The organism is Pseudomonas sp. LBUM1660 (assembly GCF_059695935.1).
This window is the reverse complement of record NZ_CP166795.1, coordinates 5,418,688-5,443,740: the sequence shown is the minus strand read 5'-3', so window position 1 is coordinate 5,443,740 and position 25,053 is coordinate 5,418,688. Positions and strand designations below refer to the sequence as shown.

Below are 25,053 nucleotides of genomic sequence, written 5' to 3'. Positions count from 1 at the left end.
CTGGATTTGCGGTCGTTGATTGAGGTCGCTGCGCTCATTTTTGCAAGAGTCTTATGTCTAGATTTTTTCGGCTCGTCCGTATGACGAGAGGCGTTTTGTTATGAAGTTTGTTGACGAAGTATCGATTCGAGTAAAGGCCGGTGACGGCGGCAACGGTTGCATGAGCTTCCGTCGCGAGAAATTCATTGAAAACGGTGGCCCGAACGGCGGTGATGGTGGTGATGGCGGCTCGGTCTACATGATCGCCGACGAAAACCTCAACACCCTGGTGGACTACCGTTACACCCGGCACTTCGATGCCGAGCGCGGCTCCAACGGCGGCAGCACAGACTGCACCGGCAAGAAAGGTGAAGAACTGGTGCTGCGTGTTCCGGTCGGCACCACCGTCATCGATTCCGCGACTCAGGAAGTGATCGGCGACCTGACCAAGGCTGGCCAGAAACTCCTGGTGGCTCACGGCGGCTGGCACGGTCTGGGCAACACCCGTTTCAAATCCAGTACCAACCGTGCTCCGCGCCAGACCACACCGGGTAAACCGGGTGAGGCGCGTGATCTCAAGCTGGAAATGAAAGTATTGGCTGACGTCGGCCTGCTGGGCTTGCCGAACGCCGGTAAAAGTACCTTCATTCGCTCCGTATCGGCCGCCAAGCCGAAAGTTGCCGACTACCCGTTCACCACGCTGGTGCCGAACCTGGGTGTGGTCAGCGTCGATCGCTGGAAGAGCTTCGTGGTCGCGGACATTCCGGGTCTGATCGAGGGTGCTTCCGATGGCGCGGGCCTGGGGATTCGCTTCCTCAAGCACTTGTCGCGTACCCGTTTGCTGCTGCACCTCGTGGACATGGCGCCGCTGGATGACGCCAGCGCCCCGGATGCTGCTGAAGTGATTGTCAGTGAGCTGACCAAATTCAGCCCGTCCCTGGCTGAGCGTGATCGCTGGTTGGTGCTGAACAAGTGCGACCAGATCCTTGAAGAAGAGCATGACGCTCGCGTCAAGGAAATCGTTGATCGCCTGGAATGGACCGGTCCGGTCTACGTGATCTCCGCCATCTCCAAGCTGGGCACCGAGCGTCTGTGTCACGACATCATGCGTTACATGGAAGACCGTGCTGACCGTCTGGCTAACGACCCGGCTTACAAGGAAGAGCTGACCGAACTCGATCAGCGCATCGAAGACGAAGCCCGTGCCCAGTTGCAGGCGCTGGATGATCAGCGTGCCCTGCGTCGCAGCGGCGTGAAGTCGGTCCATGACATCGGCGACGATGATTGGGACGAAGAAGATGTGGATGACGAAGACGGTCCGGAAATCATTTACGTGCGTGACTGATTCGGTAGGAGCGAGGCTTGCCCGCGATGGCGGTTTATCTGTCTGATCGCGGTGTTATCATCGCTGGCACGCCAGCTCTCTAAGGCGCCGCTCAATCGAGCGGCGTTTTAGTATCTGGAAATCGGTAGTCACGAATAACGTTACGGGCGGCGCTGGGTCGCGCTGCCCTCAAGCTAAGGTTGAAGATGATGCGGAGCAAGGTGACAGGTGCGCAGCGTTGGGTCGTGAAGATCGGCAGCGCTTTGCTGACGGCTGACGGCAAGGGCCTGGATCGCGCGGCAATGAGTGTCTGGGTCGAGCAGATGGTGGCTTTGCATGAGGCTGGCGTCGAACTGGTGCTGGTGTCCTCCGGGGCGGTAGCGGCGGGGATGAGTCGTCTGGGCTGGAGCGTGCGACCCAGTGCAATGCACGAGCTGCAGGCCGCTGCCGCCATCGGTCAGATGGGTCTGGTGCAGGCCTGGGAGTCGAGCTTTGCCGAGCATGGCCGGCATACTGCGCAGATTCTCCTGACTCACGATGACTTGTCTGACCGCAAGCGCTACCTGAACGCCCGCAGCACCCTGCGTGCGTTGGTCGAGCTGAAAGTGATCCCGGTGATCAACGAAAACGACACCGTGGTCACCGACGAGATCCGGTTCGGCGACAACGACACCCTGGCGGCGCTGGTGGCTAACCTGGTGGAGGCTGACTTGCTGGTGATCCTTACCGATCGCGACGGCATGTTCGACGCCGATCCGCGCAGCAACCCCGACGCAAACCTGATTTACGAAGCGCGCGCTGATGATCCGGCGCTTGATGCCGTCGCTGGCGGTACCGGTGGTGCATTGGGTCGTGGCGGCATGCAGACCAAGTTGCGTGCCGCACGTCTGGCGGCGCGTTCCGGTGCGCACACCATCATCGTCGGCGGGCGCATTGAGCGCGTGCTGGATCGTCTGAAGGCTGGCGAGCGCATCGGCACCCTGTTGTCACCTGAGCGCGGAATGCTGGCGGCGCGCAAGCAATGGCTGGCGGGTCACCTGCAAACCCGTGGCACGCTGGTGCTGGATGCGGGTGCGGTGACGGCGCTGTCCCAGGGCAACAAAAGTTTGCTGCCGGTTGGCGTCAAACTGGTCCAGGGCAGTTTTCGGCGCGGTGAAATGGTGGTGTGCGTGGCGCCGGACGGTCGTGAAATTGCCCGTGGCCTGGCCAACTACAGCGCGCTGGAAGCACAAAAAATCATCGGTCAGTCGTCTGAGGCGATTGTCGGTCTGTTGGGTTACATGGCGGAGCCGGAACTGGTTCACCGCGATAACTTGATTCTGGTCTGAAGGAATATTTGAATGCGTGTGGCAAAAGGATTGTTGGGTCTGCTGTTGGCAATGCCGCTGCTGGCCTCGGCCGAGGAGATTGGCCAGGTGTCGACGGTGTTCAAGTTCGTCGGCCCGAACGACCGTATCGTCGTCGAGGCGTTTGATGATCCGAAGGTTGAGGGTGTGACTTGCTATCTTTCGCGAGCCAAGACTGGCGGCGTGAAGGGCGGCTTGGGTCTGGCTGAAGATCGCGCTGAAGCCTCTCTTGCTTGTCGCCAGGTTGGGCCGATCAACTTCAAGGGCGAGCTGAAGGATGGCGAAGAGGTGTTCAAGGAGCGCACATCGCTGGTATTCAAGACGATGCAGGTGGTGCGCTTTCTCGACAAGAAGCGCAATACGCTGGTGTACCTGGTCTACAGCGATCGCTTGATCGAAGGCAGTCCGCAGAATGCGGTGACGGCGATCCCGATCCTGCCGTGGACGCACGCCCAGTAAACTGACGCAAATCGAAATGTGGGAGTGAGCCTGCTCGTTCCCACATTTTTTTTGCGTTGTTTTTGCCAAATCGCAGGCAATAAAAAACCGACCCTAGGGTCGGTTTTTCAACAAGCTTATCGCTTATGCGGCAACAGCAAGGTTCAGAGCCTTGACGTGACCGTTCAGGCGGCTCTTATGACGAGCTGCCTTGTTCTTGTGGATGATGCCTTTATCGGCCATGCGGTCGATAACTGGCACAGCCAGAACGTAAGCTGCTTGAGCTTTTTCAGCGTCTTTTGCGTCGATGGCCTTAACTACATTCTTGATGTAGGTACGAACCATGGAACGCAGGCTGGCGTTGTGGCTGCGACGCTTCTCAGCCTGTTTTGCACGTTTTTTGGCGGAAGGTGTGTTGGCCACCGTCGAGCTCCTCGAAAGACTTTTTAGGAAATAGCAAACAAAATAGGCCGCGAATCATGCCGATGAGTTGATGTCTTGTCAAGGGCGGTTGAGACGTTCCGCTAAGTGGTAGGTATAAAGAGGCGGGATATTTATTTCCGGCGCTTGACCTGTAAACTCGCGAGCTTTGGCTCTGTGCTGCTGCGGCGCGGAGTATCGCATAAGTAGGCGCTTTGTTCGCCTGCTGTTTATCGACAGGCACAAACTCTTTCAATGAATCTGCTCAAATCGTTGGCCGCCGTCAGCTCTATCACGATGCTTTCCCGGATTCTGGGGTTCGTTCGTGACACCCTCATCGCACGTACATTTGGTGCTGGGATGGCGACGGACGCCTTCTTTATCGCCTTCAAACTGCCCAATCTGCTGCGGCGGATCTTCGCCGAAGGGGCTTTCTCTCAAGCTTTCGTGCCGATTCTTGCCGAATATAAAAACCAGCAAGGCGAGGAAGCGACGCGAACATTTGTAGCCTACGTATCGGGCCTGCTGACATTGGTGCTGGCATTGGTGACGGCGCTGGGGATGATCGCCGCGCCTTGGGTGATCTGGGCCACGGCGCCGGGTTTCACCGATACGCCGGAGAAGTTCGAGCTGACTACCAGCCTGCTGAGAGTGACCTTTCCCTACATATTATTGATTTCCCTGTCTTCCCTGGCCGGGGCGATCCTCAATACGTACAACCGTTTTTCGGTGCCGGCCTTCGTGCCGACCCTGCTTAACGTCAGCATGATTGTCTTTTCGGTGTTCCTGACGCCGTACTTCGACCCGCCGGTTATGGCACTGGGCTGGGCGGTACTGGTCGGTGGCCTGGCGCAATTGCTCTATCAACTACCGCACCTGAAAAAGATCGGCATGCTGGTACTCCCTCGCCTGAACCTGCGCGATAGCGGCGTCTGGCGGGTGTTGAAGCAAATGTTGCCGGCAATCCTCGGGGTTTCGGTCAGCCAGATTTCCCTGATCATCAACACGATTTTCGCTTCCTTTCTGGTGGCTGGTTCGGTGTCATGGATGTATTACGCCGACCGCCTGATGGAATTGCCGTCCGGCGTGCTGGGTGTGGCGTTGGGCACCATTCTGTTGCCGACGCTGGCCAAGACCTACGCCAGCAAGGATCGTCACGAATACTCGCGAATCCTCGATTGGGGGCTGCGCCTGTGCTTCATGCTGGTGTTGCCGTGCTCCCTGGCCTTGGGGATTCTGGCCGAGCCGCTGACGGTTTCGCTGTTCCAGTACGGTCAGTTCAGCGCGTTTGATGCGTCCATGACTCAACGGGCGCTGATCGCTTATTCGGTCGGTTTGCTCGGGATTATCGTGATCAAAGTACTGGCGCCCGGCTTTTATGCGCAACAAAACATCCGCACCCCGGTAAAAATCGCGATTTTCACCCTGATCGTCACGCAATTGTTCAACCTGGTGTTGATTGGTCCGTTTGCGCATGCCGGCCTGGCGCTGGCCATCAGCATCGGTGCCTGCATCAACGCCGGGCTGCTGTTCTATCAGTTGCGCAAACAGCAGATGTATCAACCGCAACCGGGCTGGGGCAAGTTTGGGCTCAAGCTGGTGATTGCCGTGCTGGTCATGTCCGGCGTGTTGCTCGCCGGCATGCACTTTATGCCGGCCTGGGATCAGGGGCATATGCTGGAGCGTTTTCTGCGTCTGGGCGCATTGGTGGTGGCCGGTGTGGTCGCTTATTTCGGCATGTTGCTGTTGATGGGCTTTCGTTTGCGTGACTTCAATCGCAAGGCGTTGAGCTGAGGCGCTTGCCTCGATAAACACGGGCGGGCCGGCGGTTTTGTCGGCTCGATCACTTTGGGTTACGGTGTTGCCTGTCGTCGGCCGCCGGGTGTGGTTATAATCGACCACTTTATGAGCAAGAAGCGCGTTATGCAGCTGGTCCGAGGCCTCCACAATCTGCGCCCCCAGCATCGGGGCTGTGTCGCCACTATTGGCAACTTTGACGGTGTTCACCGTGGTCACCAGGCTATCCTGGTCAGGCTGCGTGAACGTGCGCTCGAGTTGGGCGTGCCCAGCTGCGTGGTGATTTTCGAGCCACAGCCGCGGGAGTTCTTTGCCCCCGACACGGCCCCGGCCCGCCTGGCCCGGCTGCGGGACAAACTGCAGCTGCTGGCCGACGAGGGTGTCGACCGGGTCCTGTGCCTGCCTTTCAACCAGCGTCTGAGCAAACTGAGTGCCGCCGAATTCGTCGATACGATTCTGGTCGATGGCCTGGGCGTGCAGCATCTGGAGGTCGGCGACGACTTCCGTTTCGGCTGCGACCGGGTCGGGGATTTCAATTTCCTGCAACAGGCCGGCATCCTCCAGGGCTTTACCGTCGAAGCGGCGCAAACCGTTGAACTGGACGGTATCCGCGTCAGCAGCACCCAGGTGCGAAATGCATTGGCCGCTGCTGATTTTGCCTTGGCTGAACGCTTGCTCGGTCGGCCGTTCCAAATTACCGGGCGCGTCCTGCATGGCCAGAAGCTGGCGCGCCAGCTCGGCACGCCAACTGCCAATATTCAACTCAAGCGTCGTCGCGTGCCGTTGTCCGGGGTTTACCTGGTCAATGTCGACATCGACGGCAAGACCTGGCCAGGCGTCGCCAATATCGGCGTGCGGCCAACCGTTCAAGGTGATGGCAAAGCCCACCTCGAAGTGCACCTTTTAGATTTTGCCGGCGATCTGTATGACCGGCGTTTGACGGTGGTTTTCCACCACAAGCTGCGTGAAGAGCAGCGTTTTGCCTCTCTGGAGGCGCTTAAGACGGCGATCAATGCGGATGTCGCCGCCGCCCGTGCCCTGTCGCACCTAGCGCCAATCGCTAATGAAGAGCCTTAAATGACCGACTATAAAGCCACGCTAAACCTTCCGGACACCGCCTTCCCAATGAAGGCCGGCCTGCCTCAGCGCGAACCGCAGATTCTGCAGCGCTGGGACAGCATTGGCCTGTACGGTAAGTTGCGCGAGATTGGCAAGGATCGTCCGAAGTTCGTCCTGCACGACGGTCCTCCTTACGCCAACGGCACGATTCACATCGGTCATGCGCTGAACAAGATTCTCAAGGACATGATCATCCGCTCGAAAACCCTGTCGGGTTTCGACGCGCCTTATGTTCCAGGCTGGGATTGCCACGGCCTGCCGATCGAACACAAAGTCGAAGTGACCCACGGCAAGAACCTGGGCGCAGACAAGACCCGCGAACTGTGCCGTGCCTACGCCACCGAGCAGATCGAAGGTCAGAAATCCGAATTCATCCGTCTGGGCGTGTTGGGCGACTTCGCCAACCCTTACAAGACCATGGACTTCAAGAACGAGGCCGGTGAAATCCGTGCACTCGCCGAAATCGTCAAGGGCGGTTTCGTGTTCAAGGGCCTGAAGCCTGTGAACTGGTGCTTTGACTGCGGTTCGGCCCTGGCTGAAGCGGAAGTCGAGTACGAAAACAAAAAGTCCTCGACCATCGACGTGGCCTTCCCGATTGCCGACGAAGCCAAACTGGCTGCCGCTTTCGGTCTGGCGTCCCTGGCCAAGCCTGCCTCGATCGTGATCTGGACCACCACCCCGTGGACCATCCCGGCCAACCAGGCGCTGAACGTTCACCCGGAATTCAACTACGCCCTGGTCGACGTCGGTGACAAACTGCTGGTGCTGGCTGAAGAGCTGGTCGAGTCGTGTCTGGCCCGTTACAGCCTGGAAGGCTCGGTCATCGCGACCACCACCGGTAAAGAGCTGGAGCTGATCAACTTCCGTCACCCGTTCTACGATCGCCTGTCGCCGGTTTACCTGGCCGACTACGTTGAACTGGGCGCTGGCACCGGCGTGGTTCACTCTGCCCCGGCCTACGGCGTGGACGACTTCGTGACCTGCAAGAAATACGGCATGGTCAACGACGACATCCTCAACCCGGTACAGAGCAACGGCGTTTACGTGACATCGCTGGAGTTTTTTGGCGGCCAGTTCATCTGGAAAGCCAACCCGGCCATCGTCGACAAACTTACAGAAGTCGGTGCGCTGCTGCACACCACCATCATCGAACACAGCTACATGCACTGCTGGCGCCACAAGACCCCGCTGATCTACCGCGCCACCGCGCAGTGGTTCATCGGCATGGACAAAGAGCCTGTCAGCGGCGACACCCTGCGCAAGCGCGCACTTAAAGCCATCGAAGAAACTCAGTTCGTCCCGGCCTGGGGTCAGGCGCGCCTTCACTCGATGATCGCCAACCGTCCGGACTGGTGCATCTCGCGTCAGCGCAACTGGGGCGTGCCGATCCCGTTCTTCCTGAACAAGGAAAGCGGCGAGCTGCACCCGCGTACCGCCGAGCTGATGGAAGAAGTCGCCAAGCGCGTCGAAGTCGAAGGCATCGAAGCCTGGTTCAAGATGGACGCTGCCGAACTGCTGGGTGACGAGGCGCCGCTGTACGACAAGATCAGCGATACCCTGGACGTCTGGTTCGATTCGGGCACCACGCACTGGCACGTCCTGCGTGGTTCGCACCCAATGGGCCACGAGACCGGCCCGCGTGCCGACCTGTACCTGGAAGGCTCGGACCAACACCGCGGCTGGTTCCACTCGTCGTTGCTGACCGGTTGCGCCATCGACAACCACGCGCCGTACCGCGAGCTGCTGACCCACGGTTTCACCGTAGATGAGTCGGGCCGCAAGATGTCCAAGTCGCTGGGCAACGTGATCGCGCCGCAAAAGGTCAACGACACCCTTGGCGCCGACATCATGCGTCTGTGGGTGGCTTCTACCGATTACTCGGGTGAAATGGCGGTTTCCGACCAGATCCTGCAACGCAGTGCGGACGCCTACCGGCGCATCCGTAACACCGCGCGTTTCCTGCTCTCCAACCTGACCGGTTTCAACCCGGCCACCGACATCCTGCCGGCCGAGGAAATGCTCGCCCTGGACCGTTGGGCCGTGGACCGCACCCTGCTGCTGCAACGCGAGCTGCAAGAGCATTACGGTGAATACCGCTTCTGGAACGTCTACTCCAAGATCCACAACTTCTGCGTGCAGGAGCTGGGCGGTTTCTACCTCGACATCATCAAGGACCGCCAGTACACCACTGGCGCCAATAGCAAGGCCCGCCGTTCGGCGCAAACCGCGCTGTACCACATCTCCGAAGCGCTGGTGCGCTGGATCGCGCCGATCCTGGCGTTCACCGCTGACGAACTGTGGGAATACCTGCCGGGCGAGCGTAACGAATCGGTGATGCTCAACACCTGGTACGAAGGCCTGACCGAACTGCCGGACAACGTCGAACTGGGTCGCGCCTATTGGGAGCGGATCATGGCGGTGAAGGTCGCGGTCAACAAGGAAATGGAAATCCAGCGCGCGGCCAAGGCCGTCGGTGGCAACCTGCAAGCCGAAGTGACGCTGTTCGCCGAAGACGCGCTGAGCGCCGACCTGGCCAAGCTGAGCAACGAATTGCGCTTCGTGCTGATCACCTCGACCGCCAGCGTGGCGCCTTTTGTTCAGGCACCGGCGGACGCGGTAGTCACCGAAGTCAGCGGCCTGAAGCTGAAAATCGTCAAGTCGGCCTTCGCCAAGTGCGCCCGTTGCTGGCACTGCCGTGAAGACGTCGGCGTGAACCCGGAGCATCCGGAAATCTGCGGTCGTTGCGTCGACAACATCAGCGGCGCGGGCGAGGTTCGTCACTATGCTTAACGCCATTGGCCGCTTTGGGCGGCTGAGCTGGCTCTGGTTGAGTTTGCTGGTCTTGGTCATCGACCAGGCCAGCAAGTTTTACTTCGAAGGCTCGTTGAAGATGTACCAGCAAATTGTGGTGATCCCCGATTATTTCAGCTGGACCCTGGCCTACAACACCGGCGCGGCGTTCAGCTTCCTGGCCGACAGCTCGGGCTGGCAGCGCTGGTTGTTTGCCCTGATCGCGGTGGTAGTGAGTGCGGTGCTGGTGGTGTGGCTCAAGCGTCTGGGGCGCAACGAAACCTGGTTGGCCGTCGCTTTGGCGCTGGTACTGGGTGGGGCGCTGGGCAATCTGTATGACCGCATCGCCCTGGGCCATGTGATCGATTTCATTCTGGTGCATTGGCAGAACCGCTGGTATTTCCCGGCGTTCAACTTTGCCGACAGCGCGATTACTGTCGGTGCCGTGATGCTTGCGCTGGATATGTTCAAAAGCAAAAAGACCGGAGAAACCGTTCATGACTGAACAGGTATTGGCTGAGCAACGCATCCGCCAGAACACGGAAGTCACCTTGCACTTTGCATTGCGCCTGGAGAACGGCGACACCGTCGACAGCACCTTCGACAAAGCCCCGGCGACCTTCCAGGTCGGCGATGGCAACCTGTTGCCAGGCTTCGAAGCAGCGCTGTTCGGCTTCAAGGCCGGCGACAAGCGCACGCTGATGATTCAGCCGGAGAACGCGTTCGGCCAGCCGAACCCGCAAAACGTGCAGATCATCCCGCGTTCGCAGTTCAAGGACATGGACCTTTCCCCGGGTTTGCTGGTGATCTTCAACGATGCGGCCAATACTGAGCTGCCAGGCGTGGTGAAGGAATTCGATGACGAGCAAGTGACCATCGACTTCAACCACCCGCTGGCCGGTAAGACATTGACCTTTGACGTCGAGATCATCAGCGTCAAATCGCTGTAACTGACCGAGTGCGGTCCAATGTAGGAACAGAGCTTGCTCGCGAAGGCGTCATCACATTCAACATCAATGTCGACTGACACACCGCTTTCGAGAGCAAGCTTCGCTCCTACAGGGATGTAATGTTCTAATTTCTTGCGCGCAAGACACGAGGCACAGTATGCAAATCAAACTCGCCAACCCCCGTGGCTTCTGCGCCGGTGTGGACCGGGCGATCGAAATCGTCAACCGCGCCCTGGAAGTCTTCGGGCCGCCGATCTATGTGCGCCACGAAGTGGTCCACAACAAATTCGTCGTCGAGGACCTGCGTGCTCGCGGGGCGATCTTCGTTGAAGAACTGGAGCAGGTGCCGGACGACGTCATCGTGATCTTCAGTGCCCACGGCGTTTCCCAGGCTGTGCGTACTGAGGCCGCCGGCCGTGGCCTCAAGGTGTTCGACGCGACCTGCCCGCTGGTGACCAAGGTGCACATCGAAGTCGCGCGTTACAGCCGCGACGGCCGTGAGTGCATTCTCATTGGCCACGCCGGCCACCCGGAAGTCGAAGGCACCATGGGCCAGTACGATGGCAGCAATGGTGGCGCGATCTATCTGGTCGAAGACGAGAAAGACGTCGCCTCGTTGCAGGTGGTCAATCCCGACAAACTGGCGTTCGTGACCCAGACCACGCTGTCCATGGACGACACCAGCCGTGTGATCGACGCCCTGCGTGCACGCTTCCCGGCGATCGGTGGTCCGCGTAAGGACGACATCTGCTACGCCACGCAAAACCGTCAGGACGCCGTCAAGCAACTGGCCGACGAATGCGACGTGGTATTGGTGGTTGGCAGCCCGAACAGCTCCAACTCCAACCGCTTGCGTGAACTCGCCGAGCGCATGGCCACCCCGGCCTACCTGATCGACGGCGCCGAAGACCTGCAAAAGAGCTGGTTCGACGGTGTCGAGCGTATCGGCATCACCGCTGGCGCCTCCGCGCCGGAGGTGCTGGTGCGTGGCGTGATCCAGCAGTTGCAGGCCTGGGGTGCTACCGGGGCCGATGAATTGGCGGGTCGCGAGGAGAACATCACGTTCTCCATGCCTAAAGAGTTGCGCGTGCGCTCCCTGCTTTAATTTTTTTCCCTCCTGGACACAGCGCCTGCTCAGCCTTATCGCTGCGCAGGCTGACGCGCCCGGTCGCGGCCAGCACTACCTGGAGCTGGCTGATCGGTTCGCGGGCAGTGCAAAAGTGCAGCGTCCCCGCTTGAAACGCCCGGCCAGGCATCTGTGGTTCGCCGATACGGCTGAAACGGATGTATCGCCTGACCGGCCAATTGCCAACAATCGGCACCCGAGCACCACTCACGCGTTCAATCAGCAGCGGGTTGCTGCTGTCCTCTGGCCCTTTGCCGCTGATATCCAGAATGATGCGCCAGCCCTGACCCCAGTCGTCGTTGATGCCATGAATGACGATGGTTTGATTGCGCGCGAGTGCTTCGCTCCTGGCGCTGCGAATACCACTGGCAAGAGACTTCGCCGCCTCCTCACGATGATTCGATTCTGTAAGGGCCGCGAACGCCGGACTGACCAACAGCAGAACAATCCCGGCAATTGTCAGTCCCATGAGCAGTTCGATCAGGCTGAAACCTCGCTGATGCATGTCATCTCCCTCCGTGGAGTGCTGCGGCCCGCGCAATCCATGCGCGAGTAATGGCAAATCAACCGCACGCCGGTCGGTCGAATGTTCTAGCGTGTAGAAGCAGGTATAGCCGACGGCAACGGAGGGCACCGATGGATCATCGTACAAAAGGTTTCACGCTGATCGAGCTGCTGGTCTCGCTCTCGGTATTTTTGATCCTGATCACCCTGGCCGTGCCGGCGTTTACCCGATCGGTGCAAGGCACCAAGGCAGACACCGAAATTGGTGACTTACAACGCGGACTCAATTTCGCACGACTTGAGGCCATCGACCGCGGCGTCTCCATCCGGGTTCGTCCGACCGCAGTTGGTGGCGTCTGGACCGGTGACTTGGCGGTTTATGACAGTACTGGCACACCGGCCAATGTATTGCGGGTTGTTCCAGCGCTGAGCAGCGGCGCGAGTCTGACGCTACCCTCAGGAGTGACCGCCATCGATTTCAACAATTTGGGTGGTTTGTCGGCTCCGTCCACGCCTGTGGTGATCAGCTACGTGCTTGGGACGCAAAGCAGGACGCTGAATGTGTGCCTGAACGGACGAATTCTATTGGGTGGAAGTTGCGGATGAGGGAACGGAGCAAACATGCACAGGAGGGCATGACGCTGATCGAGGTACTGGTCGCGTTGGTGATTCTGACCGTGGGGCTGTTGGGCGCGGCGGCGATTCAGCTCAATGCGCTGAAATACACTGACAGTTCGCGGATGACCAGCCAGGCGAGTTTTATCGCCTACGACATGATGGACCGTATCCGCGCCAATTCCGGCGCCGACTACACCGTGACGCCTCCGACGTCGGGCAACCTGAACGTCGCCCGCGATCAGGACCTCTACGATTTCACCACCAATATCGTGAATTTCGGCGGTGCGACGGCCACCGGCACCGTCACGCTGAACCAGCGGGTGTACACCATCACCATCACCTGGGATGACTCGCGCGCCGCCAATGTCACCAACTCGCGCCGCAGCTTTGTCTTGACCAGTCGCGCCACGGTCGACCCGGTGGCAACACCATGAGGCGGTTCAGCAGAGGTTTCGGGCTGATCGAGTTGTTGATCGCCCTCGCGTTGAGCCTGATTGTGGTGCTGGGTGTGGTGCAGATTTTCATCGCTGCCAAGAATACCTACCTCAGCCAGAACGCCGCCGCCGCCATGCAGGAGGATGCGCGTTTTGTGCTGAGCAAGATGATTCAGGAAGTCCGTATGGTCGGCATGTTTGGCTGCCTGGGGACGATCGCCGATTCAAGTACGGGGGGGAGCTTCGCTGTCAGTCAGATAACACCGATCAGCTGGGATAATGCCAACCTCAAATTGACCCTGGTGACCGCCGATGTGGGAGCGGGTGGCGGGGCGCCCGCCTGGACAGTGGTTTCCGATTGTCGAAACACGGCGACGGCTTATACAAATCCACCGGCTCTGACATCGGGGCAGTTGGCGTTTCCGATCCGGCGGCTGATCTACAGCTTCAGCAATAACAAAATCATGATGGGCTCCGGTCCCGGCACGCCGGCGCAGTTCGTGCTGGTCGATAACGTCAGTGCCTTCAGCGTGCTCTTCGGCCTCGCCAATTCCGCCACTGATGTAGCCGCTTCCAGCTACAGCGCTAACCCGTCCGACCCCGCGCGAATTCGCAGCGTGCGCCTGACGATGACGCTCTTTGATCCGAGCAGTCGGGTTAAAAATCAAACCTTCACCGTGGTTGCCGCCTTGCGCAACAGGTTGCCATGAGGGAGGCCTCCATGACTTTTCATGCCCAGCGAGGTATGGCACTGCTGGTCAGCCTGGTGTTTCTGCTGTTGCTGACGCTGATTGGTCTTTCGTCGATGCAGAACGCCACGCTGCAGGAAAAAATGGCCGGCAGCGTGAGCTTGCGCAACCAGTCGTTCCAGGGCGCCGAAGCGGCGTTACGCGTAGGTGAAAGCGCGGTACAGCTGGACAGCTATTCATTGCCGGTCTGCAGCCAGTGCGCACCACCGTCGGACGCGTTGACGGTCACCGCCGCCGGCCCCGGTTCCACCCCCGGCGTGACCTGGATCGCCTCGGGCAAGGGCTTTTACGGGGTGCAGAATATCGGCACCGCGGTCAACGCCGTGAATGTGCCGAGCAACACCTCGGCGACGCTTTACCGGGTGACCGCCGTCGGCATCGCGGGCAACTCGCGCAGCGTCGTGGAGAGTATTTATGCGAAGTATTGAAAGGCGCGGCGGCGTGTGGCGGCTGTTTAGCGGCGTTGTTCTGGGGCTTTACCTGTCCGCACCGGCGTATGCCTTCACACCGTCGGACTCTCCGCTGTTGAGCGCCGCAGCCGTCGCACCGAACGTCATGCTGCTGATCGACGACTCGGGGAGCATGAACAACATCATTTGGGCGCCTGGTTTCGATCCAACGGTCAACCGTGCGCAGATTGCGATTTGCAATTCCAACGGGTCATGTTTGAACGGCCAGAATCTGGACATGAGTGATAACAATATTTTGTTGTCGAGTCTGAATCGCGGCGGTTGTTCGACGAACGGCAACTGGTACGGTTTCTATCGTGGTTTTTTGGGACTGTCATCGATCTGTTTGAAGCTGCCCGACCCGGTGGGCAATGAAAACACTCGTTATACGGCTGACTATCTGTCTTATCTGGTGGGCTTGGCCAATGGTTCGAGCAGGGATTTCACCAGTGGTACCGGGGCGATCCCCAATGAATTCCGAATGAACGTTGCGAAGGACGTTTCCACAGATCTTGTAACCAGTAATCGCGCGCTGCGTATCGGGCTGGCGACGTTCAATCCTCCCACGAGCAGCAACTCCGGCCCCGGCGGATTAATTGTCCGTGCTGTCAGTGATCTGTCTCCTGTCGGCAGCGTCACCCAAGGCCAGGCGCAAACCAACTTCGACAACCTGATTTCATCGATTGGTGGTTTGAATGCAATAGCCAATACCCCATTGGCGGAAACCTACTATGAAATAAATCGTTATTTTCGGGGGTTGGCGCCGTTCTATAACTCGACGCCTGCGACTTACACCAGCCCGATTCAATACCGCTGTCAGAAAAACTACGGTGTGGTAATTACCGATGGCTTGCCGACCTATGACCGGACTTTTTCGACTACCGATCCGCTCGGTGGCTCTCGTCTGCCCAACTGGGATGGTGTGAATAACGATGGTGACAACCTGAGCGGTGACGGAGAGGGCGACACGCTGTATCTGGATGACATCGCCAAGTTTGCCTTTGACATCGACATGCGCTCCACAGGAACCGATCTGGCAGGCAAAAGCTGGAATGCGGCGGATTTTCCCAAGCAGAACTTGAACACCTACACCGTGGGCTTTACCGCCGCGAACCAGATGTTGTCGGACGCGGCCAATTACGGGCAGGGCAAGTACTATCAGGCGACCGACAGCGTAGGGCTCAACAGTGCATTGTCCTCGGCGCTGAGCGACATCACCTCCAAGGCCGGTTCCGGTGGTAGCGGCGTCACCAGCGGCACCACTCTGGCCAGCAATTCAAGTTACTTCCAGACCAGTTATGACCCGAAAGACTGGCGCGGCACCATCAAGTCCTTCGGTTTCACCTCGGCGGGCATCGTCAACACTGCGGCGACACTCTGGACGACCGATACCACCGTCGTTCCCGGTGCCACAGCGCCTACTTACCAGTCCTGGAACACCCTGACCAACGCCGCCGTCACCTTGGCCTATGCCAGTTTCTCCCCGGCGCAGCAGACCTCCCTCAGCCGAAGCCTGCCCACCGGCATCAACGGCAGTGATCTGGTGGAGTGGAGCAAGGGCACCAACAAAACCGGGCTCAAGGTGCGCAGCGTGCTGCTCGGGGACATTATCAATTCCCCCCTCGTACTGGCTTCACCCGCGGACAAAACCGCCTCCGATCTGGTGGGCGACACCACCTACAGCACCTACCTGACCACCAAAGCCGCCACCATGAGTCCCAGCCTGGTGGTGAATGCCAACGACGGGTTTGTGAATGTCATCAACTCGGCCAATGGCACCCGGCGTTATGGCTATATGCCGTCCAGCGTGTTGCCATCGCTGCGCTACATCGCCGACCCGACCTACATCAACGGTGTGAGCCACAAGTTTCTGGTCGACGGTCAGGTCGGGGTGTTCGATGCCCAGTTCAGCAGCGCCTGGAAAACCCTGGCCATTGGCGGAACCGGGGCCGGCGGCAGGACTTTTTATGCGTTGCAGCTGTTCGATGCGTCAGCGGGTAACGTGACCAAGGCGCTGTGGGAAATCAGTGCGCCGGCCACCGCCAGCACGGCGAACGTTTTCAATGACCTGGGTTATGCCTATGCACGGCCGGAAGTGGCACGCTTGGCCGACGGTCGCTGGGCCGCGTTCATTTCCAACGGTTATGGCAGCAACACCGGGGTGGCGGCGTTGTACGTGGTGGACATTCGTGACGGCTCGTTGATCAAGAAAATCGTGGTCGACAGCACCGACACCAGCAATGGCCTGTCGTCGGTGAAGCTCAGGGTCAACTCGCAGAATGTGGTGCAGGCAGCCTATGGTGGCGACTTGAAAGGGCGATTATGGAAGTTCGATTTGAGCGCTACCGCCCCCGACACCTGGGGTGTGGCATTCTCCGGCAAGCCGCTGTTTACCACGGCGGGTGGCGCCACCCAGCCCATTACTGTGCAGCCGTTGCTGGCGGACAATTCATTGGGCGGCAAGGAAGTGTTTTTCGGCACCGGCAAATTCAACGAGACTGCCGACAAAACCAACAAGGATTTGCAGGCGTTCTACGCGGTGTGGGATGCGGAGGGCGGCGCGGGTCAGATCACCGTGTCCAGTTTGCAGGCTCAAGCGGTGACCGGTGTGTTCTCGGGCAGCACCGGGCAATTCATCACCACCAGCCAGAATGACGTGACCTATCCGGGGGAGAAGGGCTGGTACCTGCCGCTGGTGTACAACAGCGTGCTGACGGGTGAGAGGGTGATCAATCAGGCCAGTCTGGTGCTGGGGCGGATCGTCTTTACCACGGCGAGTGTGGACACCACCGACCCATGTGCCAGTTTCGGTACCGGCAAACTGGTCGAGCTGGATGCGTTCAGCGGTAAGATGCTCAACTACGCGGTGCTTGACACCAACAACGACGGGACGGTCGACAGCACGGATACGGTGTCCAGCGGAGTGATTTTCACCGGTGGCATCCCGACCCTGAACGCCATCGTCAACGGCGCGACCCGCAAGATCGTGAACGATTCCAGTGGCGGCATCAGCACCCTGGTGGAAAAATCCGGTGGCGGCAGCCGTCGCATCATGTGGCGACAAATACAGTAAGTGAGAGTTTAGGAATGCGCAGATCCAACCGAGGTTTCACCCTGATCGAAATCATGATCGTGATTGCGATCATCGGGATCGTCATTACCATTGGCGCCCCGAGCCTCAGCGAGTACGTGAAAAAGGGCCGCCGTACCGAAGTGGCCGGGCTGCTTTCAGAACAGGCGCAGATTCTTGAGCGGTTCTACTCGAAGAACAATGTCTATACCGCTGCCACCGGACTGAGCGCCGGCAACGACTTCTACACCATCACCCCGACGCTGAACGATCAGACCTTCCTGCTGACGGCAACGCGTAAGACCGGCGCTGCGATGGCGACCGACAAGTGCGGGGATTTCACCCTCACCAACACCGGTGTCAGAAGCATGGTCAATGCGACGTCCGGGCTGGTAACCAAAGATTGCTGGGGTCGCTGAGTTCCTTTTTCGGGCGCCTTTTAGCGCCCTCTGTCTATTTATCGGTTGGATCAGAACATGAGCAGGCAACAGCAAGTGGTGATTGTCGGCGGCGGCGTGATTGGGCTGTTGACGGCGTTCAATCTCGCGTCCGAAGTGCAAAGTGTTGTGTTGCTGGATCGTTCGAGTGTGGGGCAGGAGTCGTCATGGGCCGGTGGCGGCATCGTTTCGCCGCTCTATCCATGGCGCTACAGCCCGGCAGTCACCGCGCTGGCGCATTGGTCCCAGGATTTTTATCCGCAACTTGGTGAGCGACTGTTCGCCGCGACCGGGGTTGATCCTGAAGTGCATACCACCGGCCTGTACTGGCTGGATCTGGATGACGAGGCCGAGGCGTTGGCCTGGGCTGCGCGGGAAAACCGTCCGTTGCGGGCTGTGGATATCTCGGCGGCACACGATGCCGTCCCGGTGCTGGGCCCCGGTTTTTCCCGGGCGATCTATATGGCTGATGTGGCCAACGTGCGTAATCCGCGGCTGGTAAAGTCCCTCAAGGCAGCGTTGCTGGCGCTGCCGAACGTGACGATTCGTGAGCAGTGCGAAGTCAGCGGGTTTATTCGTGAAGGCGACAGGGTTGTCGGCGTACAGACTTCGGAGGGCCTCGTCCACGGTGATCAGGTGGTCCTGACGGCTGGCGCCTGGAGTGGCGACTTGCTCAAGAGTCTGGACCTTGAATTGCCAGTCGAACCGGTCAAAGGGCAGATGATTCTGTACAAGTGCGCGGCAGACTTCCTGCCGAGTATGGTGCTGGCCAAGGGACGTTATGCGATTCCCCGGCGCGACGGGCACATTCTGATTGGTAGCACGCTGGAGCATGAAGGCTACGACAAGACGCCGACCGGCTCGGCGCTGGAGAGTCTGAAAGCATCAGCGGTAGAGTTGATTCCTGCGCTGGCGGATGCCGAAGTGGTGGGGCATTGGGCCGGATTGCGTCCGGGGTCGCCGGAGGGAATTCCCTATATTGGCCGGGTGCCGGGGTTCGACGGACTTTGGCTCAATTGCGGGCATTACCGTAATGGGCTGGTGCTGGCGCCGGCGTCGTGTCAGTTGTTTGTGGATGTGATGTTGGGCAGGGCGCCGATTATTGATCCGGCGCCGTATGCGCCGACCGGGCGGATCTGACGGCAAGATTTTTATTGCCTGCCAGATCGCTTTCGCGGGCAAGCCTCGCTCCTACAGGGGATTTGCGTCGTTCACAAATGTATTGATCGACTCAAACTTGTAGGAGCGAGGCTTGCCCGCGAAGGGGCCTTCAATCCAGACCCAATTTCTTGAGCCGATAGCGCATCGACCTGAATGAAAGATTCAACCGCTGAGCCGCCGCCGTGCGGTTCCAGCGGGTTTCCTCCAGAGCCTGGAGGATGAGTTTGCGTTCGACGTTTTCCAGATAATCTTCCAGGTTGTCGATCTGCGTCAGGTCCGGCACGCCGCTCTCTGCTGTGCAGTTACCTTCGGCCAATCGCAGGTCACTGGCTTCGATCTGTTTGTTCTCGCACAGGGTATAAGCTCGTTCCAGCACGTTCTCCAATTCCCGCACGTTACCTGGGAAACGGTAGCTCTTCAGCGCGTCGAGGGCGAGCGGGTGGAGTTTTGCGGCGGGTTGACCGCTGCCGGCCGCCAGGCGCTTGAGCACATGGCTGGCCAGCGGCTCGATGTCGTCGCGGCGCTCGCGCAAAGAGGGAACGCGTAGTTCGATCACGTTCAGCCGATAGTACAAATCCTGGCGAAAGCGTTCGGCGGTGACTTCGGCGTCGAGGTCTTTGTGGGTGGCGCAAAGGATGCGGACATCGACCACCATTTCTTGCTGACCGCCGACACTGCGAATGGCTTTCTCCTGAATGGCCCGGAGCAGTTTGACCTGCATCGCCAAGGGTAAATCGGCCACTTCGTCGAGAAACAGTGTGCCGCCGTGGGCGGCCTGGAACAGCCCGGGTTTGTCTTCGATGGCGCCGCTGAAACTGCCTTTGCGATGACCGAAGAATTCGCTTTCCATCAACTCCGATGGAATCGCCCCGCAGTTGACCGGGACGAACGGTTGATTAGCCCGCGGGCCCTGCTCGTGGATCAGTCGGGCGACCAGTTCCTTGCCGCTGCCGGATTCGCCGCTGATGTACACCGGGGCCTGACTGCGGGCAAGTTTGTCGATTTGTTTGCGCAGGTTGCGCATGGGCTGTGAATCGCCCAACAACCGGCGATCGATGGCCGTACTGGCACCACCCGGTGCCGGCAAGCTAAGGGCGCTGGTGACCAGTTCGCGCAGGCGCGTCAGGTCAACCGGCTTGGTCAGGAAGTCGAAAGCCCCCGCCTTGAGGGCGTTGATCGCTGTTTCGAGGCTGCCGTAAGCGGTGATCATCGCCACCGGCACGTGTGGGTAACGCTGCTGGATGTACTGCACCAACTCAAGGCCGGTGCCGTCAGGCAGTCGCATGTCGGTCAGGCACAGGTCGAATGTTTCCCGCATCAACAAGGCCTGGGCTTCGCCAAGGTTGCGGGCACTGTAGGTATCGAGTTTCATCCGTCCCAGGGTGATTTCCAGGAGTTCGCGGATATCCGGTTCGTCGTCAACTATCAGGACTTTTGGCCGTGGGCTCATGTTCAACTTTGTTTCCGTCCGTGAGCAAAAGTGATGCGAAAGCAGCCGCCTTGGCGTGGTTTGAAGTCTAGGCGGGCCTGGTTGCTTTCGCACAGCTCACGGGACAGATAAAGCCCCAGGCCTGTGCCCTGGCTACTGGTGGTGAAGAATGGTTCGAACAAATGCGTCTGTTGGTCCGGCGCCACGCCGGGGCCGTTGTCCCGGACTTCGAGTGTCGGCAACTGGCTGTCGGGCTCGACAAACAACTCGAGCCAGACCTGCGCCAGGTCGTGACTCATGGCGCTATGGCGCCAGGCGTTGCGCAACAGATTGTCGAGAATCTGGGTCAGCTGATTCGGGTCCATCAGGGTTTTGAAGTCGCCCGGGCCGATGTGCAGGTGAATCAACTGGCGATCGGTCGCGCCTTCACGGGTTTCGGCGACGAAATGCTCCAGCCACGGCTTCAGATCAAGCCGTTGCGACACGGTTTGCTGGCGGCGGGACAGTTGCAGGACGTTTTCGATAACCCGATTCATTCGCTGAGAGTGGTCTTGAATAATCTGTGTCAGACGCCGATCCGCGCCGTTCAGTTCCTCGGATTCCTGTAATAGCTGCGCGGCATGACTAACGGCGCCCAGTGGATTGCGGATTTCATGGGCGATACCGGCTGTCAGGCGACCGAGTGCGGCGAGCTTCAGTTGCTGCGCCTGTTGAGCGATCTGGGCGAGGTCCTCGAGAAACACCAGGGTCTGGTGGTTCGGGCCTTGGTCCAGGGCAATGAAGCTGGGTTGCAGTTCCACACCACTGCTGGCGATTTTCAGGCTTTGCGGTCGCAGCGATGGATTGTTGAACCACAGCTGAAGGCGTTCGACCAGTGTCGGCGAATAATCGTCGACCAACTGACCATCGAGGTCGTTTTGCCCCAGCAGGATCAAGGCGCTGTGATTGGCCAGTTGTACCCGTCGCTGGTCGTCCAGCACCAGAATGCCCGTGCGCATGCGGTGCAGGATCAACGCGTTGAGCGCTTCCAGGCCAACCACTTCATTGGCTCGCTGTTCGGCGAGGTTTTCGCTGACTTCCAGTCGCCTTATCAGACCTTGCACCAGCAACGCCGCGGCAAAACACAGCGCGCCGAGAGTGCCGACTTGCAGGTACTCGCCGGGACTGATCGGGTGACTGAAGCTAAGGAGGAGGCCAAGGCCGACGATGCCAAGGGCGGCGACCGCCGCGATCAACAAGCCGATACGCCCGCGCAACAGGGTGTTGCTGATGGCCACCGAGACAATAAGCAGGTTGCCGATGGCGCTGGCCACGCCGCCCGCGGCATAGAACAGGCCGCACAGCAGCAGGACATCGACCAATGCGAGGCTGAAAAGCTGTGCCGGCCGTCGGGTGCTCTCCCAAAAGACCACCAGCAGGATGTTCAGCACCAGGTACAACCAGCTGCCACTGCGCAGCAGGTCGTCCTTGGCGAAGGCCAGCAACTGGTTGTCCATGTTGCTGGAGATCAACAGCACCAGAGTAATGCCGACGCTTAAACGGTAGAGATGATAAAGGCGCAGCAGTCGCTGGGCCTGTTTGCCGCCGGGACTGGACGTCTCAGCGATCACTTGAGCCCGGGCCTTGCTCAAGGTGAGCCTGGCTGCAATACCATTGTTGTTGAAGGTTCAGCGCGCGATCGCGGGGCAGGTGTACGCCGCAATGCGCGCAGCGGACCATTGGCGCGGCATCCAGCTCGGCGGAGGACCTGGGCGCGGAAGTCGAAGCCTTGAACTTGCGCCAGAACCATACCGCAGCGGCAATCAGGGCGATCCAGAACAGTAAACGAAGCATGGTGAGCTGCTTTATTGGCTAATGAGCAGGCAGTTTAGCCAAGGACCAGACCTGCGCACAGCGCAATAAAAAAGGGAGACTCAAGAGTCTCCCTTTTTGCATAACCCGATGTGTCAGTCGAACACGCCGAAGGTCATGTAGCTGAACCACGAGCGGTCTTCGTTGTTGCCTTGCGCTTCGTGTTCCTCTTCTTCGATCACGTCGCCATCTGCATCTTTAGGCTTGAGATCGCTTGGAATCGCGTCCTTGGCATCCTGGAACTGCTTCTGCACGTCCTGGTTGGCGCGGGTTTCGCCCGGCGGCAGCGGTGGACGGGATTCGATCAGGCCCAGAGTAGCCTTGCTCAACCACGAACGGTTGTCGGCTTCGTCGACCGAAGGCTTGAACTGACCGTCCACCAGGGTTGGATGGTTCGGGTAGTTGAGCTTCAGGGTTTCAAGGCTGGTGGCTGCCAGGTCGTCCAGGTGCAGACGCTGGTAGGCCTCTGTCATCACCGCCAGGCCGTCACCAACCGAAGGGGTTTCCTGGAAGTTTTCCACCACGTAACGGCCACGGTTCGCGGCGGCGACATAGGCCTGACGGGTCAGGTAGTAGTCGGCAACGTGAATCTCGTAGGCCGCCAGCAGGTTGCGCAGGTAAATCATGCGCTGCTTGGCGTCCGGCGAGTAGCGGCTGTTCGGGAAGCGGCTGGTCAGCTGGGCGAACTCGTTGTAGGAGTCGCGGGCAGCACCCGGGTCACGCTTGGTCATGTCCAACGGCAGGAAGCGCGACAAGAGGCCGACGTCCTGGTCGAAAGAGGTCAGACCCTTGAGGTAGTAGGCATAGTCCACGTTCGGATGCTGAGGGTGCAAACGAATGAAACGCTCGGCGGCAGACTTGGCAGCCTCAGGCTCGGCGTTTTTGTAGTTGGCGTAAATGAGCTCGAGTTGAGCCTGATCAGCGTAGCGCCCGAACGGATAACGCGACTCCAGCGCCTTCAGCTTGGCTGTGGCGGCGGTGTAGCTATTGTTGTCCAGGTCGGTCTGAGCCTGCTGGTACAGCTCGACTTCGCTAAGGTTTTCGTCTACGACTTCCTTCGATGAGCAAGCAGCGGTCAATGCGAGGATGGCGATCAGCAGCAGGTGTTTCACTTGCATGGCGGCTTGCGTCCCTATGACGGCCGCTGTCTTGGGCGGGGCCGTCCTGTTATGATGAGCGCCCCGTTGAATAGCCTCGGGGCAAAAGACGCCGTATTTAACCACAAGCGCGCAGCCGAAACCAAAGGCTGTGCCGACGCCTAGTCTGAGCATGTCCGATAAAATTGAACTTCGCGCAGAGGTGCCGTCCGAATTGGGCGGCCAACGCCTCGATCAAGTCGCCGCACAATTATTCGCTGAGCACTCGCGCTCGCGCCTTTCCGCCTGGATCAAAGACGGCCGCCTGACTGTGGATGGGGCGGTTATCCGCCCGCGAGACATCGTTCATGGTGGCGCCATTCTTGAACTGACTGCCGAGCAGGAAGCTCAGGGCGAATGGATCGCTCAAGACATCGAGCTGGACATCGTCTATGAAGACGACGACATCCTGGTGATCAACAAACCGGCGGGCCTGGTGGTGCATCCTGCCGCCGGTCACGCTGACGGCACCTTGCTCAACGCCTTGCTGCACCACGTGCCGGACATCATCAATGTGCCCCGCGCCGGTATCGTGCATCGCCTGGACAAGGACACCACCGGTCTGATGGTGGTGGCCAAGACCATTCAGGCGCAGACACAGCTTGTCACGCAACTGCAGAGCCGCAGCGTAAGCCGGATCTACGAATGCATCGTGATCGGTGTGGTGACGGCCGGCGGCAAGATCAATGCGCCGATCGGTCGTCACGGCCAGCAACGCCAGCGCATGGCCGTGATGGAAGGGGGCAAGCAAGCCGTCAGCCATTACCGCGTGCTCGAGCGTTTCCGCTCCCACACTCACGTGCGGGTGAAGCTGGAAACCGGTCGTACTCACCAGATTCGCGTGCACATGGCTCACATCAACTACCCGTTGGTCGGAGACCCTGCCTACGGTGGTCGCTTCCGCATTCCACCGGCAGCCAGTGTGACCATGGTCGAATCGTTGAAGGCATTCCCGCGTCAGGCCCTGCATGCGCGGTTCCTGGAGCTGGATCACCCGACCACCGGAAAACGCATGAGCTGGGAATCGCCACTGCCGGACGATTTCGTCTGGTTGCTGACCCTGCTCAAGCAAGACCGTGAGGCGTTCATCGGATGAGTGACTGGCTGATTCCCGACTGGCCTGCGCCTGCCGGGGTGAAAGCCTGTGTAACCACCCGTGCGGGCGGCGTCAGTCTGGCGCCGTTCGACAGCCTCAACCTTGGCGATCACGTCGACGACAGCCCCGAAGCGGTTGCCGAAAACCGCCGTCGCCTCACCGATCATTTCTCTATTCGGCCGGCCTGGTTAAAGCAGGTTCACGGCGTTGTCGTGGCTCAAGCCGATCCAAGCCTTGTGGCCACTGCCGACGCAAGTTGGACCGCAACACCTGGTATTGCCTGCGCGGCAATGACCGCCGATTGCCTGCCGGCCTTGTTTTGCGACCGTGCGGGCACTCGCGTTGCAGCGGCCCATGCCGGTTGGCGTGGGTTGGCGGCGGGTGTGCTCGAAGCCACCCTCGATAGCCTCGATGTGCCACCAGAAGACGTGCTGGTCTGGCTCGGCCCGGCCATTGGCCCGCAAGCCTTTGAAGTCGGCCCCGAAGTACGCGAAACCTTCGTCGAACAATTGTCCGAAGCCGCCAAAGCCTTTGTCCCGAGCCAGAATGACGGCAAGTTCATGGCCGACATCTACGAGCTGGCGCGTTTGCGCCTGGCTGTACGCGGTGTCACCGCTGTGTATGGTGGCGGTTTCTGCACCGTAACCGATCCTCGCTTCTTTTCTTACCGCCGTAATCCTCAAACGGGTCGGTTTGCCTCCCTGATCTGGCTCGAACGCTAGACTTCTCTGATCTACATCAACTGTACGACGCTTGAATCTCCCAGAATCGACCACATCTAATGAGGTATCTGGCAGGTTTCTTCATTCAGGATGTTTTTATAGGTCCGG

General features: G+C 59.5%; 24 protein-coding genes. 18 read left to right on the top strand and 6 right to left on the bottom strand.

All coding sequences use genetic code 11. The features are described 5' to 3' along the window. Positions 1-100: 100 nt before the first annotated feature. The 3 genes from cgtA to ACA068_RS25250 all read left to right on the top strand — a co-directional run bounded on the left by cgtA (position 101) and on the right by ACA068_RS25250 (position 3,108). Positions 101-1,324 carry an Obg family GTPase CgtA gene (gene cgtA / locus ACA068_RS25260; protein ID WP_497305572.1) on the top strand — a complete coding sequence of 408 codons (1,224 nt, stop codon included), beginning with the start codon at positions 101-103 and terminating at the stop codon, positions 1,322-1,324. A gap of 188 nt (positions 1,325-1,512) precedes the next feature. Next, positions 1,513-2,631 (top strand): glutamate 5-kinase, encoded by a 1,119-nt coding sequence (gene proB, locus ACA068_RS25255; RefSeq protein WP_497310665.1) that lies wholly within the window; start codon positions 1,513-1,515, stop codon positions 2,629-2,631. A gap of 12 nt (positions 2,632-2,643) precedes the next feature. After that, positions 2,644-3,108, top strand: coding sequence for a CreA family protein (locus ACA068_RS25250; RefSeq protein ID WP_403107892.1), 465 nt, complete (start codon positions 2,644-2,646; stop codon positions 3,106-3,108). 123 nt (positions 3,109-3,231) lie between these two features. Here the strand turns inward: ACA068_RS25250 and rpsT are convergent, their stop codons facing one another. Then, positions 3,232-3,510, bottom strand: coding sequence for a 30S ribosomal protein S20 (gene rpsT, locus ACA068_RS25245; protein WP_008154937.1), 279 nt, complete (start codon positions 3,508-3,510; stop codon positions 3,232-3,234). Between the two features lie 252 nt (positions 3,511-3,762). Here rpsT and murJ point away from each other — a divergent pair, with 252 nt between their 5' ends. The 6 genes from murJ (at position 3,763) to ispH (ending at position 11,268) form a co-directional block, all read left to right on the top strand. Next, the gene (gene murJ, locus ACA068_RS25240; RefSeq protein ID WP_497305570.1) at positions 3,763-5,301 is read left to right on the top strand and encodes a murein biosynthesis integral membrane protein MurJ; all 1,539 of its coding nucleotides are present in this window, start codon (positions 3,763-3,765) and stop codon (positions 5,299-5,301) included. Positions 5,302-5,430: 129 nt separating this feature from the next. Beyond that, on the top strand, positions 5,431-6,381 hold the full coding sequence (ribF, locus tag ACA068_RS25235) for a bifunctional riboflavin kinase/FAD synthetase (protein WP_497305568.1): 951 nt from the start codon (positions 5,431-5,433) through the stop codon (positions 6,379-6,381). Beyond that, complete coding sequence (ileS, locus tag ACA068_RS25230) at positions 6,382-9,213, top strand: isoleucine--tRNA ligase (RefSeq protein ID WP_497305567.1); 2,832 nt, start codon at positions 6,382-6,384, stop codon at positions 9,211-9,213. After that, positions 9,206-9,718, top strand: a complete 513-nt coding sequence (lspA, locus tag ACA068_RS25225) for a signal peptidase II (RefSeq protein ID WP_497305565.1) — start codon at positions 9,206-9,208, stop codon at positions 9,716-9,718. The genes ileS and lspA overlap by 8 nt, the downstream gene beginning before the upstream one ends. 7 nt (positions 9,719-9,725) lie before the next feature. Beyond that, complete coding sequence (gene fkpB / locus ACA068_RS25220) at positions 9,726-10,163, top strand: FKBP-type peptidyl-prolyl cis-trans isomerase (protein WP_497310664.1); 438 nt, start codon at positions 9,726-9,728, stop codon at positions 10,161-10,163. Between the two features lie 157 nt (positions 10,164-10,320). Next, entirely contained in the window at positions 10,321-11,268 is a 948-nt protein-coding gene (gene ispH, locus ACA068_RS25215; RefSeq protein WP_497305563.1) for a 4-hydroxy-3-methylbut-2-enyl diphosphate reductase, read from the top strand. Here the strand turns inward: ispH and ACA068_RS25210 are convergent. Beyond that, positions 11,237-11,794, bottom strand: coding sequence for a GspH/FimT family pseudopilin (locus ACA068_RS25210; RefSeq protein ID WP_497310663.1), 558 nt, complete (start codon positions 11,792-11,794; stop codon positions 11,237-11,239). The two genes, ispH and ACA068_RS25210, sit on opposite strands and share 32 nt — an antisense overlap. Before the next feature lie 131 nt (positions 11,795-11,925). Between ACA068_RS25210 and ACA068_RS25205 the strand changes: the two genes are divergently transcribed. The 7 genes from ACA068_RS25205 to thiO are packed head-to-tail and all read left to right on the top strand — an operon-like array spanning position 11,926 to position 18,690. Continuing rightward, entirely contained in the window at positions 11,926-12,399 is a 474-nt protein-coding gene (locus tag ACA068_RS25205) for a GspH/FimT family pseudopilin (protein ID WP_497305561.1), read from the top strand. Further along, on the top strand, positions 12,396-12,845 hold the full coding sequence (gene pilV / locus ACA068_RS25200; RefSeq protein ID WP_497305559.1) for a type IV pilus modification protein PilV: 450 nt from the start codon (positions 12,396-12,398) through the stop codon (positions 12,843-12,845). Before ACA068_RS25205 ends, pilV begins: the two co-directional genes overlap by 4 nt. Continuing rightward, positions 12,842-13,555, top strand: a complete 714-nt coding sequence (locus ACA068_RS25195) for a PilW family protein (RefSeq protein WP_497305557.1) — start codon at positions 12,842-12,844, stop codon at positions 13,553-13,555. Before pilV ends, ACA068_RS25195 begins: the two co-directional genes overlap by 4 nt. Beyond that, the gene (locus ACA068_RS25190; RefSeq protein WP_497305555.1) at positions 13,552-14,022 is read left to right on the top strand and encodes a pilus assembly PilX family protein; all 471 of its coding nucleotides are present in this window, start codon (positions 13,552-13,554) and stop codon (positions 14,020-14,022) included. The genes ACA068_RS25195 and ACA068_RS25190 overlap by 4 nt, the downstream gene beginning before the upstream one ends. Continuing rightward, positions 14,009-17,116 (top strand): pilus assembly protein, encoded by a 3,108-nt coding sequence (locus ACA068_RS25185; protein ID WP_497305553.1) that lies wholly within the window; start codon positions 14,009-14,011, stop codon positions 17,114-17,116. Before ACA068_RS25190 ends, ACA068_RS25185 begins: the two co-directional genes overlap by 14 nt. A gap of 14 nt (positions 17,117-17,130) precedes the next feature. Further along, on the top strand, positions 17,131-17,532 hold the full coding sequence (locus ACA068_RS25180) for a type IV pilin protein (protein ID WP_497305551.1): 402 nt from the start codon (positions 17,131-17,133) through the stop codon (positions 17,530-17,532). A gap of 57 nt (positions 17,533-17,589) precedes the next feature. Next, complete coding sequence (thiO, locus tag ACA068_RS25175; RefSeq protein WP_497305550.1) at positions 17,590-18,690, top strand: glycine oxidase ThiO; 1,101 nt, start codon at positions 17,590-17,592, stop codon at positions 18,688-18,690. Positions 18,691-18,820: 130 nt separating this feature from the next. Here the strand turns inward: thiO and ACA068_RS25170 are convergent, their stop codons facing one another. From ACA068_RS25170 to ACA068_RS25155, 4 genes are all read right to left on the bottom strand, one after another. Next, on the bottom strand, positions 18,821-20,161 hold the full coding sequence (locus ACA068_RS25170; RefSeq protein WP_497305548.1) for a sigma-54-dependent transcriptional regulator: 1,341 nt from the start codon (positions 20,159-20,161) through the stop codon (positions 18,821-18,823). Positions 20,162-20,163: 2 nt separating this feature from the next. After that, a complete protein-coding gene (locus ACA068_RS25165) occupies positions 20,164-21,750 on the bottom strand; it encodes a sensor histidine kinase (protein WP_497310662.1) in 1,587 nt (528 codons plus the stop codon). Then, positions 21,740-21,973, bottom strand: a complete 234-nt coding sequence (locus tag ACA068_RS25160; RefSeq protein WP_497305546.1) for a PP0621 family protein — start codon at positions 21,971-21,973, stop codon at positions 21,740-21,742. The genes ACA068_RS25165 and ACA068_RS25160 overlap by 11 nt, the downstream gene beginning before the upstream one ends. A 113-nt stretch (positions 21,974-22,086) precedes the next feature. Next, on the bottom strand, positions 22,087-23,109 hold the full coding sequence (locus tag ACA068_RS25155) for an outer membrane protein assembly factor BamD (RefSeq protein WP_497305544.1): 1,023 nt from the start codon (positions 23,107-23,109) through the stop codon (positions 22,087-22,089). Between the two features lie 151 nt (positions 23,110-23,260). Here ACA068_RS25155 and rluD point away from each other — a divergent pair, with 151 nt between their 5' ends. After that, positions 23,261-24,223: a 23S rRNA pseudouridine(1911/1915/1917) synthase RluD gene (gene rluD, locus ACA068_RS25150; RefSeq protein ID WP_007942311.1), complete on the top strand. Its 963-nt coding sequence runs from the start codon at positions 23,261-23,263 to the stop codon at positions 24,221-24,223. Beyond that, on the top strand, positions 24,220-24,945 hold the full coding sequence (gene pgeF / locus ACA068_RS25145) for a peptidoglycan editing factor PgeF (RefSeq protein ID WP_497305542.1): 726 nt from the start codon (positions 24,220-24,222) through the stop codon (positions 24,943-24,945). The genes rluD and pgeF overlap by 4 nt, the downstream gene beginning before the upstream one ends. Positions 24,946-25,053 lie beyond the last annotated feature (108 nt).